Origin of the sequence: Sphingomonas kyeonggiensis, from assembly GCF_014196745.1 — a bacterium.
Classification (GTDB): Bacteria; Pseudomonadota; Alphaproteobacteria; order Sphingomonadales; family Sphingomonadaceae; genus Sphingomonas; species Sphingomonas kyeonggiensis.
Genome location: NZ_JACIEH010000001.1, coordinates 549,848 through 563,858, shown reverse-complemented (window position 1 = coordinate 563,858; position 14,011 = coordinate 549,848). Strand labels below are relative to the sequence as shown.

At 69.7% G+C, this 14,011-nt stretch carries 12 protein-coding genes and 1 tRNA gene; 7 read left to right on the top strand and 6 right to left on the bottom strand.

Annotation, left to right across the window (positions count from 1 at the left end; translation table 11 throughout):
* Positions 1 to 44: 44 nt before the first annotated feature.
* The 4 genes from GGR46_RS02725 to GGR46_RS02710 all read left to right on the top strand — a co-directional run bounded on the left by GGR46_RS02725 (position 45) and on the right by GGR46_RS02710 (position 5,196).
* Positions 45 to 422 (top strand): BlaI/MecI/CopY family transcriptional regulator, encoded by a 378-nt coding sequence (locus tag GGR46_RS02725; RefSeq protein WP_183994334.1) that lies wholly within the window; start codon positions 45 to 47, stop codon positions 420 to 422.
* A gap of 2 nt (positions 423 to 424) precedes the next feature.
* Positions 425 to 2,074, top strand: a complete 1,650-nt coding sequence (locus GGR46_RS02720) for a M56 family metallopeptidase (RefSeq protein ID WP_183994332.1) — start codon at positions 425 to 427, stop codon at positions 2,072 to 2,074.
* Between the two features lie 92 nt (positions 2,075 to 2,166).
* Positions 2,167 to 3,117 (top strand): hypothetical protein, encoded by a 951-nt coding sequence (locus GGR46_RS02715; protein ID WP_183994330.1) that lies wholly within the window; start codon positions 2,167 to 2,169, stop codon positions 3,115 to 3,117.
* Positions 3,118 to 3,147: 30 nt separating this feature from the next.
* Positions 3,148 to 5,196 carry a TonB-dependent receptor plug domain-containing protein gene (locus GGR46_RS02710; RefSeq protein WP_183994328.1) on the top strand — a complete coding sequence of 683 codons (2,049 nt, stop codon included), beginning with the start codon at positions 3,148 to 3,150 and terminating at the stop codon, positions 5,194 to 5,196.
* A 232-nt stretch (positions 5,197 to 5,428) separates the two neighbouring features.
* Here GGR46_RS02710 and GGR46_RS02705 read toward each other — a convergent pair whose 3' ends face one another.
* The 3 genes from GGR46_RS02705 to GGR46_RS02695 form a co-directional block, all read right to left on the bottom strand.
* Positions 5,429 to 6,748, bottom strand: a complete 1,320-nt coding sequence (locus GGR46_RS02705) for an Nramp family divalent metal transporter (protein ID WP_183994326.1) — start codon at positions 6,746 to 6,748, stop codon at positions 5,429 to 5,431.
* Between the two features lie 245 nt (positions 6,749 to 6,993).
* On the bottom strand, positions 6,994 to 7,710 hold the full coding sequence (locus GGR46_RS02700; protein WP_221262535.1) for a siderophore-interacting protein: 717 nt from the start codon (positions 7,708 to 7,710) through the stop codon (positions 6,994 to 6,996).
* A gap of 29 nt (positions 7,711 to 7,739) precedes the next feature.
* Positions 7,740 to 8,447 (bottom strand): class I SAM-dependent methyltransferase, encoded by a 708-nt coding sequence (locus GGR46_RS02695; protein WP_183994324.1) that lies wholly within the window; start codon positions 8,445 to 8,447, stop codon positions 7,740 to 7,742.
* A 121-nt stretch (positions 8,448 to 8,568) separates the two neighbouring features.
* Here GGR46_RS02695 and GGR46_RS02690 point away from each other — a divergent pair, with 121 nt between their 5' ends.
* From GGR46_RS02690 to GGR46_RS02680, 3 genes are all read left to right on the top strand, one after another.
* Entirely contained in the window at positions 8,569 to 9,381 is an 813-nt protein-coding gene (locus GGR46_RS02690; RefSeq protein WP_183994322.1) for an AraC family transcriptional regulator, read from the top strand.
* Between the two features lie 107 nt (positions 9,382 to 9,488).
* Complete coding sequence (locus tag GGR46_RS02685) at positions 9,489 to 9,857, top strand: YbaN family protein (RefSeq protein WP_183994320.1); 369 nt, start codon at positions 9,489 to 9,491, stop codon at positions 9,855 to 9,857.
* 60 nt (positions 9,858 to 9,917) lie between these two features.
* Positions 9,918 to 9,993, top strand: a tRNA-Thr gene (locus GGR46_RS02680).
* A 1-nt stretch (position 9,994) separates the two neighbouring features.
* On the opposite strand, the gene GGR46_RS02675 is transcribed toward GGR46_RS02680, so the two are convergent.
* Genes GGR46_RS02675 through kdpC form a run of 3 tightly spaced genes read right to left on the bottom strand, consistent with a single transcriptional unit; the run spans position 9,995 to position 13,933 of the window.
* Positions 9,995 to 10,678, bottom strand: a complete 684-nt coding sequence (locus GGR46_RS02675) for a response regulator (protein WP_183994318.1) — start codon at positions 10,676 to 10,678, stop codon at positions 9,995 to 9,997.
* A complete protein-coding gene (locus tag GGR46_RS02670) occupies positions 10,671 to 13,337 on the bottom strand; it encodes a DUF4118 domain-containing protein (RefSeq protein WP_183994316.1) in 2,667 nt (888 codons plus the stop codon). The genes GGR46_RS02675 and GGR46_RS02670 overlap by 8 nt, the downstream gene beginning before the upstream one ends.
* Complete coding sequence (kdpC, locus tag GGR46_RS02665) at positions 13,334 to 13,933, bottom strand: potassium-transporting ATPase subunit KdpC (RefSeq protein WP_183994314.1); 600 nt, start codon at positions 13,931 to 13,933, stop codon at positions 13,334 to 13,336. Before kdpC ends, GGR46_RS02670 begins: the two co-directional genes overlap by 4 nt.
* Positions 13,934 to 14,011: the final 78 nt, after the last annotated feature.

Genomic DNA, 14,011 nt, shown 5'->3' with positions numbered 1-14,011 from the left:
ACAAATGTAGCGCATAACTACAAATGTAGCTTAGAGAGATTCCCATGCTGAACAACCTGCCGCCCCGTGAACGCCAGATCGTCGACCTGCTCTATGTGCACGGCGCGATGGCCGTGTCCGACGTCTGCGATGCCCTGCCCGACAAGCTCTCCGCCTCGGCGGTGCGCGCGATGCTCACCCGGCTCGAGCAGAAGGGCGCGGTACAGCGCACGATGAGCGAGCGCGGCTATCTCTTCTCGCCGGTCGAGGCCGAAAGCAAGGCGAGCGTCACCGCGCTCGGCCATGTCGTGCGGACCTTCTTCAACGGATCGACCACCCATGCCGCCAGCGCGCTGCTCGGCATGAGCGAGAAGCTCGACGACAACGACCTCGACGAGCTGGAGGCGATGATCGCCGCGGCGCGCGCCAAGAAGGGAGCCTGATCGTGACCGTATTGCTCGGCCTCGTGCTCAAGTCGCTGGTGATCGCCGGCATCACCCTGCTCCTGCTGCGCCTCACCCGCGGCCGCTCGGCGGCGGAGCGCTCTCTGATCGCGCATCTCGGCCTCGCCGGGCTGGTGATCCTGCCGCTCGCCACCCTGCTGCTGCCGTCGATGCCGCTGCCGGTGCCCGAGTTCGTCCAGAGCCGGCTCGAGGCCCCCGCCACGGATAGCGCCGCGCTGCCGAGCACGACCTTGCCGGCACGCCAGGTCGCCGCGCTCAGCACGACGATGCCGGTAGCCACCGCCGCCGACGCCGGGCCCTGGTTCACCCTGCCCGAGGGCTGGGAGCGCTTCGCCTATGCGCTGCCGGTGCTGGCGCTGCTGCTGCTCACCGCCGTGGCGCTGCTCCGCCTGGTGCGCCTGCGCGCCGGTGCCGAGGTGCTGGTCGATCCGGTCTGGCTGAGCGCGCTCGCCCATGCCCAGCGCCGCATGGGGATGAAGAGCGGCACCGCGCTGCTGGTCAGCGACGCCCTGCCCTCGCCGATCTCCTGGGGCCTCGCCCGCCCGACCATCCTGCTCAGCGCCGATGCGCTGGCGGCGACCGACGAGGCGGAGGCGATCATCGCCCATGAGCTGGCGCACGTCTCGGCGCTCGACTGGGCCAAGCTGATGCTCGCCCGCGTCGCCACCGCGATCCACTGGTTCAACCCGCTCGCCTGGCGCCTGGCCCGCGAGGCGCACCAGCTGCGCGAGGAAGCCGCCGACGACGCGGTGCTCGCCGCCAATATCGACGCGCCGGACTATGCCCAGCTGCTCGTCCGCGTCGCCCGGCACGAGGCCAGGGGCCTGCTGCTCGGCGCGCACGGCGTCGCCCCCGGCAAGGGCAGCCTGAAGCGCCGCGTCGGCCGCGTGCTCGACGCGACCCTGCCGCGCGGCCGCGCCCAGGGCTCGTGGGTGGCGGGCTTCGGCGCCGGCATGCTGGTGATGGCCGCCCCGCTCGCCGCGCTCACCGTCGGCGCCACCGAGCGCCACGCGGAAACCAGGACCACCGTCGCGGAAAGCGCGAGCCTGGGCGCCGGCACCACCGATACCCCGGCCACGCCCGCCCGGGCACGCCCCGTCGCCGCTGTGCATGCCGCCGATCCGGCAGCCCCCGCTCCCGCGGCCACGCCGGCCTCGCCCCAGGACCGCCGCGCCGATCGCGAGGACCACCAGAACCGCGAGCTGGATGCGATCATCGGTGCCAAGGCGGTCGGCGTCACGCCCGACTATATCGAGGGCCTGCGCCGCGCCGCCCCGCAGCTCGGCATCAGCCTGGACACCGCCACCGGTGCCCGCGCCCTCGGCGTCACCCCGGAATATGTCCAGGCGATGATGGCCACCGGCCTGCGCATCCGCTCGTTCGACGACATCATGGGCGCCCGCGCCGTCGGGGTGGACCCCCGCTATGTCCGCAGCATCAACGCCGCCGGCTTCCGCGGCGACCTGGACGACTACATCGCCCTCGCCGGCATGGGCGTCACGTCCGACGATGTCCGCCGCCTGAAGCGCGCCGGCATGCCGGTCGGGGTCGATAGCCTCGCCCTCATCAAGCATGGCGGCCGCCGCGGACCGGATCCCGATCCGTCGCCGGACCCGGATCCCAACGACTAACCCCGCCTAACCCGACCCCCAATCGCCGAAAAACAACACCCCCGCCGGGGTGAACGCCCCCGGCTTGCCTTTTTGCACCCAGGAGAAATGCCATGAACCGCACCATCGCCGTCATCGCCTCCCTCGCCCTCTTCGCCACCACCGCGATCGCCGGTGACCGGGCCCGCGACCGGGATCCCGTCACCGCCTCGAGCCCGATCAGCTTCCGCCTCCAGCTGGAAGCGAGCGGCAGCCGCTTTGAGATCAAGCTGTCGATGGGCTCCCGCAGCAACATGAACACCCAGATCAAGGCCGAGCAGCTCGGCCTCGACACCGGCGCGCTCAAGGCCGACGGCCCGCTGCGCTTCGCCCTGGCCCGCGAACCCGGCCAGCTCGATTGCGCCGGCAGCACCGAAAGCCGCGTCGCCACCGGCAAGTGCAGCTTCACGCCCGACGACGGCTTCTCGCGCTATCTCGCCAGCCGCGGCATCGGCACGCCCAGCTTCGAGCAGTCGTTCGACCTGGCGCTGACCGGCGCGAACAAGGCGCTGGTCGATGCGCTCGCCGACGCCAAATACCCCAAGCCGACGATCGACCAGCTCGTCGCGCTCTCCGCGCTCGGCACCACCCCGACCTATATCGCCGACCTCGCCCGCCAGGGCATCCGCCCCGATGACCTGGAGGATCTGATCGCCTTCACCGCGCTCAAGATCGACGCGAACTATGCCGGCGAGATGCTCCGCGCCGGCCTGGGCGAATTGCGCCCGCACGACCTGATCCAGCTCAAGGCGCTCGACGTCTCGCCCGATTTCCTCGCCGGCATGAAGCAGGCCGGCCTCGGCAAGCTCAGCGCCGACGACGCGGTGCAGCTCAAGGCCGTCGGCGTCACCCCAGCCTATGTCCGCGAGATCGCCACGCTCGGCTATCCGAACCTGCCGGCGAACAAGCTCGTCGAGCTGCGCGCCGTCGGCGTCACCGGCGAGGACATCCGCCGCGCCCGCAAGATCGGCATCGAGAACCCCAGCGCAGAGCAGCTCGTCCAGCTGCACGTGCTCGGCCACTGATCGCAAGCGCGCCAGGAAAGCCCCCCATCGATGCGTCTCGCCGCTCTCTTCCTCGCGGGCACCGCGCTCCTCCCCTGGAGCGCGGCAGCCCAGACCGCCCCCGCGGCAGCCACCGCCAAGCAGGTCCATGCGCCCGCCGACTATGCCCGGTTCGCGCCCAAGACCGCCTATGACATGCTCGTCCAGCTCCCCGGCTTCACCATCCGCGAGGCCAGCCAGGAGCGCGGGCTCGGCCAGGCATCGGAGAATGTCCTGATCAACGGCGAGCGCATCGCCAACAAGACCGGCGGCGCGATCTCCGAGCTTCAGCGCATCGCCTTCGACAATGTCGATCGGATCGAGATCGTCGACGCCTCCAGCCTCGGCATCGCGGGCCTCGCCGGCCAGGTCGCCAACATCATCCTGAAGAGCGCGCGCAAGGCCGGCGGCCAGTTCGAATGGCGCCCGGACTTCCGCGCCCATTATTCCCGCCCCAACCTGTTCCGCGGCAGCCTCAGCTATTCGGGCAAGACCGGCGGGATCGACTATACGCTCTCACTGGAGGACCAGGCCGGCCGCGGCGCGATCGGCGGCCCCGAACTGTTCTACGGTCCGGACGGCAAGCTGATCGAGCGGCGCGAGGAAGTATTCCACCAGGAATCGGACACCGTCACCGCCAAGCTGCGCCTGGCGTTCGATGGCCCGGGCACCGCCAAGGGCAACCTCACCCTCGGCTATTCGCCCTATTGGAACCCGGTCTATGATTTCGAGCAGCGCTTCCGCGCCGACGGAAATAACGGCACCCGCCTGCGTCTCCAGAAGCTCGACGGCTGGATGTACGACATCAACGCCGATTACGAATTCGCCTTCGGCCCCGGCCGGCTCAAGGTGATCGGCCTCAGGCATTTCGATCACGAGCCGCTGGTCTCCACCCAGGTCGACAGCTTCGCCAGCGGCGCGCCCGACCAGGGCACGCGCTTCTCGCGCAACTCGCACGTCACCGAGACGATCGCGCGCGGCGAATATCGCTGGAAGATGGGCAGGAACGACCTGCAGGTCTCGCTCGAGCGCGCGGTCAACGGACTCGACCAGCGCGGTTCGCTCGCCACGCTCGATCCCCGGGGCGCGTTCGTCCCCGTCCCCTTTCCCGGCGGCAGCGGCATCGTCCGCGAGGTCCGCTATGAGGGGATGACCACGCTCAGCCGCCCGCTCGGCTCGGGCTTCAACCTCCAGTTCGCCGCCGGCGGCGAGACCAGCACGCTGGAGCGCGTCGACGGCGACCTCGCCCCGCGCCGCTTCTTCCGCCCCAAGGGCAGCCTCACGCTGGGCTGGCAGCCGGACAAGAACTGGGATCTCAGCCTGAAGCTGCGCCGCCGCGTCGGCCAGATCAGCTTCTATGATTTCCTCGCCCAGCCCAATCTCAAGTCCGAGCGGCAGAACAGCGGCAATCCGGATCTCGTCCCGCCGCAGAGCTGGGAAGTCGAGATGGAGGTCGGCCGCTCGCTGGGCGCCGCGGGCAAGACCCGGCTGCGCAGCTATTATTACGCGGTCGAGGACATCATCGACATCGTGCCGATCGGCGCGGACGGCGAAGGCGTCGGCAACCTGCCGCATGCCACGCGCTTCGGCATGGAGAGCACCAGCACGATCCAGTTCGCGCCCCTGGGCCTGCCGGGCGCCAAGCTCGACGCCAGGCTCGGCTTCGAGATCGCCCGGGTCCGCGATCCGCTCACCGGCGAGATGCGCCCGATCAGCGGCGCGCAGGACCGCTGGGCCGAGCTCAACTTCCGCCACGACATCCCGAAGAGCGACTTCGCCTGGGGCGCCTCGGCCAGCCTCTATCACTATGCGAAATACGTATATCTGACCGAAGTGAACCAGGAGAATGAAGGCCCCTGGTTCGTCAACGCCTTCCTCGAGCACAAGGACGTGTTCGGCCTGACCCTGCGGGCCCAGGTCGGCAACATCTTCAGCGCCCGGCATTATTTCGACCGCGCGGTCTATGCCGGCCGCCGCAACGCCAGCCCGCTGGTCTTCCGCCAGCGCAACGACCAGCTGATCGGGCCGATCTTCACGTTCACGGTGCGGGGGAGTTTCTAGGTCCTTCTCCCTCTCCCGCCTGCGGGTTCATCAGGTCGGCCATGCCCCCGGCATGGCCTAAACAGCGCGGGGCGCTGTTTACCTGATGAAGGACGGTGACCCCGGCGAAGGCCGGGGGAGCCAGGGTGAGGGTGAGCAAGGGAGGCGCGCACGTCGCTCGCGGCCAACTCACACCCTCACCCTTCCGCCGCTTCGCGGCTCCCTCCCTCTCCCGCAAGCGGGAGAGGGAACTTCACCCAATCCACCGCCAGATCAGCCACAGATTCGCCCCGACGATCAGCCCGAACAGCGCCCAGGCGGCCAGCTTCACCGCCGGCCCGTTGGCGTACACCCCCATCACCCCGCGATCGCTGGTGAAGCGGATCAGCGGCCAGATCGCGAAGGGCAGCTGGAGCGACAGCACCACCTGGGTCAGCACCAGCAACCGGCCCACCCCGTCCTCGCCCATCCAGACCACGCCGATCAGCGCCGGGATCAGCGCCAGCCCGCGGGTGATGACCCGGCGCAACCAGCAGGGGATGCTGAGGTTGAGGAACCCCTCCAGGATCACCTGCCCCGCGATCGTGCCGGTGAAGGTCGCGCTCTGCCCCGATGCGAACAGCGCGATGCCGAACAGCAGCGCCGCCGCGGCCGCGCCGGTCAGCGGCGCGAGCAGCCGGTAGGCATCGTCGATCTCCGCCACGCCGGTATAGCCGTTGCTGTGGAAGGTCGCCGCCGACAGCGTCAGGATCGCGCCGTTCACCAGCGTCGCCAGGAACAGCGCCACCACGATATCGATCGTCGCGAAGCGCAGCGCCTCGCGCGTCGCCGGCTCGCTGTTGGCGGTCACCCGCGTCTGCACCACCGCGCTGTGCAGATAGAGATTGTGCGGCATCACGGTCGCGCCGAGGATGCCGACCGCGAGATAGAGTGCGTGGGGATCCTGGAAGATCGTCAGCTTGGGGATCGCGCCGTGCAGCAGCCCCTCGAAGCTCGGCCCGACGATCGCCAGCTGCGCCGCGAAGCAGATCGCGATGGTCAGGATCAGCCCCAGCACGATCGCCTCGAGCTGGCGGAAGCCCTGCCCGCGCAGCCCGAGCACGATCAGCGTGTCGAGCCCGGTGAGCAGCACGCCAAGCCAGAGCGGGACCCCGAGCAGCAGGTTGAAGGCGAGCGCCGACCCCAGCACCTCGGCGACATCGGTGGCGATGATCGCCAGCTCGGCGAGCAGCCAGAGCGTGCGGGTGGTCCCCAGGCTGTACCGGTCGCGCGCCATCTGGGCGAGGTCGCGGCGCGCGACCAGCCCCAGCCGCATCGCCAGCCATTGCAGCAGCATCGCCGCCACGCCGCAGAACAGCACGACGAACAGCAGGTCGTATCCGTAGCGCGAGCCCGCCTCGATATCGGTCGCCCAGTTGCCCGGGTCCATATAGCCGACCGCGACGAGCAGCCCCGGCCCCGCCGAGCGCAGCAGCCGCCGCCAGGCGGGCATGCCCGCGGGCACCGCGACGCTCCCCTGCACCTCGGCCGGACAGAAAGGGGCGGTCGCGATGCGGGGAAGCGAAATGCGCATGGCGCTCCCTAACGTCCGGAGAGGCGCGCAGGCAACGCTACCAAGGGATGAGAATCTCCCTGTTCCGGAGTGGAGACGGTCACCACCCCAAACCAACGTACAATACCGCCCACCCGTCATCGGGCCCATAAAGGCTTTGCAAGGTCACGATGCCCATTCAGCCCCCTCGGCATCGGGGCCTTGCCAAGGCTTCCGCCCCCGGAAGCTGCGGGAGCGCCTCTCCCCCTCCGGCGCTCCCGCATCCTTCAGTCCAGGCCCGTCTTTCCCGGCGCCCAATAGGCCTTGGCCGCGATCCGGCTGCCCGGCACGCCGAGCCGCTTCAGCCCCTGGCGCAGCCGCTGGATCGTCCCCACCTTGCCGGTCAGCACGAACGAAGCGCCGGAAGCCGCCAGCCCGTCCAGACGCGCTTCCATTTCCTCCAGATGCGCATCGCCCGCGCTGCGGCTGAACAGCGCCACCCGGTCCAGCCCCAACTGCTCGGCCACCAGGCAGCTGCTCTCGGCATCACCCACTTCGAAGACGCCGGTCACACTGCGGCCGCGGTCCTGATAGGCGAGCGCATGCGCGAGCCCGATCGACGTCTCGTCGCCGAACACCGCGAGCGATCCAGCCATCCGGCTCGCGTCGAGCGAGGATCGCGGGCCGAAGATGTCGCACACGTCGCCCGGCGCCACGCCCCGCACCCAGGCGCTGCCCGGCCCGTCGCCATGGACATAGCCCAGGATGCAGGCGCGCCCGGTCACCGGGTTCCACTCGATCGGCGTATAGGTGCGTGCGGTGAACGCCGATCCCATCGCGATCTGGATCTTCTGCCCCGGCGTCCAACCCACGCCCTCCAACGCCGGGCCTTCGAGCGTGATCAGCCGGAAGGGGCCGGCGAGCGGCTCGGTCGCGGTGACGGTCGCGCGCTTCATCAACAGCCGGATCAGCGCCTGGCCGATCTTTCCGGGCGCTTTGGCCACGGGCCGTTCGGGGGAATCCACGGTAAGCATCACTTGGTCCTCACACTGAATTCATTGCCCCGCCCCTCGTCGATCGCGAGCGTCTGCGAGCGGTAGCCATTGGCCGGATCGCGGACATGGGCCTGGTATTCGGGGTCGAAGGCGTTCTCGCCGAGCACCACCGCGCCGGGGCGAAGCTGCGGCTCCAGCAGCCGGAGCACCGGCAGATAAAGCGAGAAGGCGCCGTCGAGCAGCACCAGGTCGATCGGCCCGCCCAGCGCGGTGCCGGCATCCGCCAGCGTCTCGCGCGCATCGCCTTCGCGGATCTCGACCAGGTCGGAAAGGCCGGCCGCCTCGATATGACCGCGCGCCCGGGACACCTTGCCCGGCTCCAGCTCGCTGCCGATCAGCCTGCCCCCGCCATTGTCGCGCAGGGCCGCCGCCAGATAGACGGTCGATACGCCCATCGAGGTGCCGAACTCGACGATCCGCGTGGCCCTGCTCGCCCGCGCCATCGCATAGAGAAACTGGCCATAGTCGGGCGTGACCGACAGGAAATGCTCGGCATAGCCCTGATAGACCGGGCGGAGCCCTGCTTTCTCCTCGACGAGCAGGGTTTCCGCCCATTGCTCGGCGGTCTGGCCCGACGTTTCGATCTCGGCCATCACCTTCTCGAAATGCGCATGATCGGCCGCATGCGCCTCGCGGTGCAGCCTTTCGAGCAGCTGCGCGACGATATCGGTGTGCAATGTGTCCACTTCGCTGGCCCTTCCCGGCTCGACTGTTCCGAAATGAACTGATAATGGCTCGCAACAACGGCGTCATTGCGAAGCCTGGACAGAATGTTATCCAATCCCGCCAATCGAACGGACGGTGCCGATGCCCATCCTCAACGTACACAGCAAGGAAGCGGATTGGGTCGATCCGGACGCGGTGCCCCGGCCGGTGGTCACCTATGGCTTCATCACCGATGATTTCGGCGCCATCGAGCTTGACCTGCACCGCCATGCCAAGGGCCAGATCATCCTCGCCCAGCGCGGCGCGCTGAGCTGCGAGGTGGAGGGCGGCCTGTGGATCGTCCCGCCGCGCAGCGCCATCTGGATCCCCGGCGGCGCCCTGCATTCGGTCAAGGCTTCGGGGGTGCTGGAGGGCTACAACGCCTTTGTCGGGCCGGACATCGAGGCGGGCCTGCCCCAGCGCTGCTGCGCCCTCTCGGTCACGCCGCTGCTGCGCGAGCTGCTCACCCGGGCAGCCACCCTGCCGGTGCTCTACGAGGAGACCGGCGCCAATGCCCGGCTGGTCTCGGTCCTGCTCGACGAGATCGCCACCGCCAGGGTCGAGGATCTCCACCTGCCCATGCCCGGCGACGCCCGCCTGCGCCGGGTGGTCGAGCTGCTGATGGACGCCCCTGCCGACCGCGGCACGCTCGACGTCTGGGCCCGCCGCGCGGGGCTCAGCGAGCGTACCCTCGGCCGGCTGATCCACCGCGAGACCGGCATGAGCTTCGGGCGCTGGCGCCAGCAGCTGGCGGTGATGCTCGCGGTCAAATGGCTGGCCGGCGGCGCCTCGATCCAGCAGGTCGCCGGCGACCTGGGCTATGAGAGCGTGCCGAGCTTCGTCACCATGTTCCGCAAGGCGCTGGGCACCTCGCCCGGCCGCTACATGGCCGAGCGGCATGCCAGCCGGCATTGATCCGCGCCGGCCCCGCTGGCAGAACCGCGCCACCAAGGAGATCCCCGTGACCGCGTCCCGATCGGCTTGCCGCCATCTCGTCTGAGCCACGCCTTGGCAACCGCGCCATGCGCCTGTTCTGGGTGCTGCTGGGGTTCTTCTTCGTCGCGCTCGGGGTGATCGGGGCGATGCTGCCGGTCATGCCGACGACGATCTTCCTGATCCTCGCCGCCGGCTGCTTCGCCCGCGGCTCGACCCGGCTCGAGGCCTGGCTGCTCGGCCATCCCAAGGTCGGCCCACCGATCCGCCAGTGGCGCGAGCAGGGCGCGATCCCGCGCAAGGGCAAGATCGCCGCCTGTGCCGGCATCGCGTTCGGCTATGCCATGTTCTGGGTGACGGCGCGCCCGCATCTCGGGCTCGCGCTCGGCGTGGCGGCGGCGATGGCCGCCTCGGCGCTGTGGATCGTCACCCGCCCCGCGCCGATCGGCCCCGCTTAGTTCGGCCCCACCTAGTTCAGCCTTGACCACTCGGCCCAAGCCGATCAAGGGCGGGGCCGTGCCGGTTTAGCTCAGCTGGTAGAGCAGCGGTTTTGTAAACCGAAGGTCGCGGGTTCGATTCCTGCAACCGGCACCATTCACGCCATCAGGCGGTATCCCACCCCCGGCTCGTTGCGGATCGCCGAGGGCATGGCGGGATCGTCCTCAAGCTTGCGGCGCACGCCCCGCGCCGCCACCCGCAGATACTCCACGTCGCGCTCGTGCCCCGGGCCCCAGACGGTGCGGAGCAGTTGGCTGTGCGTCACCACCTTGCCGGGGTGCTTGGCCAGCTCGGCGAGGAAGCCGAACTCCTTGGGGGTCAAATGCACCTCCTCCCCGCCCTTGCGCACCAGCCGCGCGCCCAGGTCGATCTCGATCGCGCCGATCCGCACCACTGGCATCTCGGCCTCGGCGGACAAGCGGTGGCGCAGCGCGGTGCGGATGCGGGCGAGCACTTCCTCGGTGTCGAACGGCTTGGTGACGTAGTCGTCGGCACCCAGGTCGAGCGCGGTGACCTTCTGCTCGGTCGCGTCGCGGGCGGAGACGACCAGCACCGATGCCCCCGCCGCCTTGAGCAAAGGCACCAGCTCAAGCCCGTCGCGGTCGGGCAGGCCCAGGTCGAGCAGCACCGCCTCGGGCTTGTCGATCTGCACCGCGGTCAGCGCGTCGCGCGCGCTGCCGGCCTCGACCACCCGGTAGCCGACGCGGGTCAGTCCGGCGCTCAGCAGCCGCCGGATCGCCGGCTCGTCATCGACGACGAGGATCTTCGCCTGGTTACTCATCGCTCGCACTCATCTTGCGCAACAGCGCCTCCGGAAACCGTATCGTGAAAATCGCCCCCGCGGGATCATGGCGGTTGGCGGCGGAGACGCTCAGCCCCATCGCCTCGGCGAAACCCTTGACGATGGCGAGCCCCAGTCCGGTGCCGCCCTTGCGGTCCGATCCCTCGATCCGGGTGAAGGTCTCGAAGATCCGCGTCTCGTCGCCGGGCGGAAGGCCGGGACCTTCGTCCATCACGCTCAGTGTCATGCTGCCCGGCTGGCGGCGCGCGGCGATCGTGATCGGCGAACCCGGATCGCCATATTTCCCGGCATTCTCGATCAGGTTGATCAGGCAGTGGTGGAATAGCTGCGGGTCGAGCGAGACGAAGGGCAGCTCGGGCGAGACGTCGAGCTGCACCGGATGATCCTCGAGCACGCGCCGCAGGTCGTGCACCGCGGCGGCGACCGCCTCGGCCAGGTCGACCGGCTCGATCGACTGGTGCAGCGCCCCTGCCTCGATCCGCACCATGTCGAGCAGGTTGGCGACGAAGCGGTTGAGCCGCTCCGCCTCGGCCCGGGCGGCAGCGAGCTGCTCGCCCTGCCCCTCACCCACCGGCTGCATCTCGCCCAGCATGCCCAGGATCGTGGTCAGCGGCGTGCGCAAGTCGTGGCTCACCGAGGAGAGCAGCGCCGCCCGCAGCCGGTCGCGCTCCTTGAGCTGGGTGACCGTCGCCATCTCGCTCTCCAGCGCGATCCGCTCGAAGGCGAGCGCGGCCTGGTCGAGCAGGCTGAGCAGCAGCGGCAGCTGGTCCGATCGCAGCGGGTTGCCCGCATCGATCCGCGCCACGCCGAACACCCCCAGCGCCCGCCCGCCGGCGGCAAGCGGGTGGAACAGCCATTCCGACGCGGTGAGCGTGTCCGATCCGCGCCCGGCCGGGCTGTTGTGATCGAACGACCATTGCGCCGCCGCCTGCTCGATCATCTCCAATCGGTCCTCGGGCGGATAGGCCGCGCTAAGGGTCAACTGGCTCCGCTGGGGGAGCAGCAGCACCGTGCTGACATCGAGCAGCCGCGCCACTTCCGCGCACAGCGTCTGCCCCAGATCCTCCTGCGTGCTCACCGCGGTGAGCAGCCGCGCGAAGCCGGCGAGCGTGGAGTTCTGCGCCGCGCTACGCTGGGCCAGCTCGGCCTGGGCGCGCACCCGCGCGGCGAGCTGGCTGGAGACCACCGCCACCCCCATCAGCACCAGCACGGTGATGATGTTCTGCGGGTCCTGGATGGTGAAGGTGTGGGTCGGCGGGATGAAGAAGAAATTATAGGCGAGCGACGAGATCAGCCCGGTCACCACGCCCGCGCGCACGCCGTAGCGCGTCGCCGCGACCATCACCGGCAGCAGGTAGAGCAGCCCGATATTGGTGATGTTGCCGAGCGAGAAGATCGTCGCGCCGAGCAGGGTGACCGCCGCCACCAACCCGAGCGACGCGGCATATTCGGTGGGCGAGCCCCATTGCCCCGCCGGCCGGCGATGCCCGGCGACGGGCTTGGGCGCCTCCACCATCGGCAGCACGTGCACCGCGACGCCGGGCGTCCCGCGCACCAGCTGGTCGACCACCGATCCGTGGCGCAGCTCGAACCAGCGCGAGCGCGCCGACTTGCCGACGATCAGCTGCGTCGCCCGCGCCTCGATCGTGAAGCGCTTCAATCCCTCGATCACCGATTCCGCCGGCACCGTCGCCACCTGCCCGCCAAGCTGGCTGGCGAGATGGAGCGAGGCGGCGACCTGGGCATTGTCGGCGTCGCTGAGCCGGGCGGTGCGCGGCGTCTCGATGTGCACCGCGGTCCAGGGCGCGCGCAGCCCGTCGGCGATGCGCTTGGCGGCACGGACCAGCTCGGCCGAGCCGGGCAGCTCGCTCACCGCCACCACCAGCCGCTCGCTCGCCGCCCAGGTGCCCGCCAGCGCATGGGTGCGCAGGTAATCGAGCATCTGCGCGTCGACCGCCTGGGCCGCGCGCCGCAGGGCGAGTTCGCGCAGCGCGGTCAGGTTCGACTTGGAGAAGAAATGCCCGAGCGCCCGCGTCGCTTCCTCGGGCACATAGACCTTGCCCTCGCGCAGCCGCTCGATCAGCTCGTCGGGCGGCAGGTCGACGATCTCGATGTCCGCCAGCTCGAGCACGCGGTCCGGCACCGTCTCGCGCACCCGCACCTTGGTGAAGCTGGCGACGACGTCGTTCAGGCTCTCGATGTGCTGGATGTTGACCGTCGAATAGACGTCGATCCCCGCGGCGAGCAGCTCCTCGACATCCTGGTAGCGCTTGTCGTGCCGGCTGCCGGGCGCATTGGTGTGGGCGAGCTCGTCGACCAGCACCAGCTGCGGCATGCGGGCAAGGATCGCGTCGATGTCCATCTCGGCGATGCTGCGGCCGTGATATTCCACCGGCCGGCGCGGCACGATCTCGAGACCGTGCACCAGCGCCTCGGTCTCGACGCGGCCATGCGTCTCGACCACGCCGATGACGACGTCGACGCCCGCCTTGCGCCGCGCCGCGGCCTCGGTGAGCATCTCATAGGTCTTGCCGACCCCTGGCGCGGCGCCGAGAAATACCTTCAGGCGGCCGACGCCCTCCTGCGCGGCGGCGCGCAGAAGAGCATCGGGATCGGGTCGTTGTTCGGCGTCGCTCACTCGGCGGCTTTTGCGCCCTGGGGAGCCTGCTTGTCGAGGTCGCGATTGAGCGCGAGCACATTGACGCGCCGCTCACCGAGGAAGCCGAGCAGCGGCTGCTCGACATGCGTCTCGACGATATGCCGCACCTTGTCCCCGCTCACGCCGCGCGCCTTGGCGACGCGCTCCACCTGGAAAAAGGCCGCCTCGGGGCTGATTTCAGGGTCGAGCCCCGAGGCGGAGGTGGTCACCAGATCGGCGGGAACCGAACTTCCTGGTGTAGTGCGGAGCGCCGCGACGTCCTTGGCGACACGGTCGTGCAGCGCCTGGGAGGTCGGGCCGAGATTGGAGCCGGAGGATGCGGTCGGGTCGTTGCCGTCGGCGCCGGCGGCCGAGGGGCGGCCGTGGAAATAGCCGGGGGCGGCGAAGTTCTGGCCGAGCAGCTCGGAACCGCGGACCTGGCCGTTCTCGACGATCAGGCTGCCGCCCGCCTGGTGCGGGAAGGCGACGGTGCCGATGCCGGTGAGCGCCGCCGGATAGGCGATGCCGAGCAGGGCTGCGAACAGGATCGTCAGGACGATTGCCGGACGAAGGGCGGTGGTGAAGTCTTTCAACATCTTGGTTCTTCCTTCTTCTCCCCTCCCGCCTGGGCGGGAGGGGTCGGGAGAGGGCCTGTGACGAGAGGTGGGGACAGG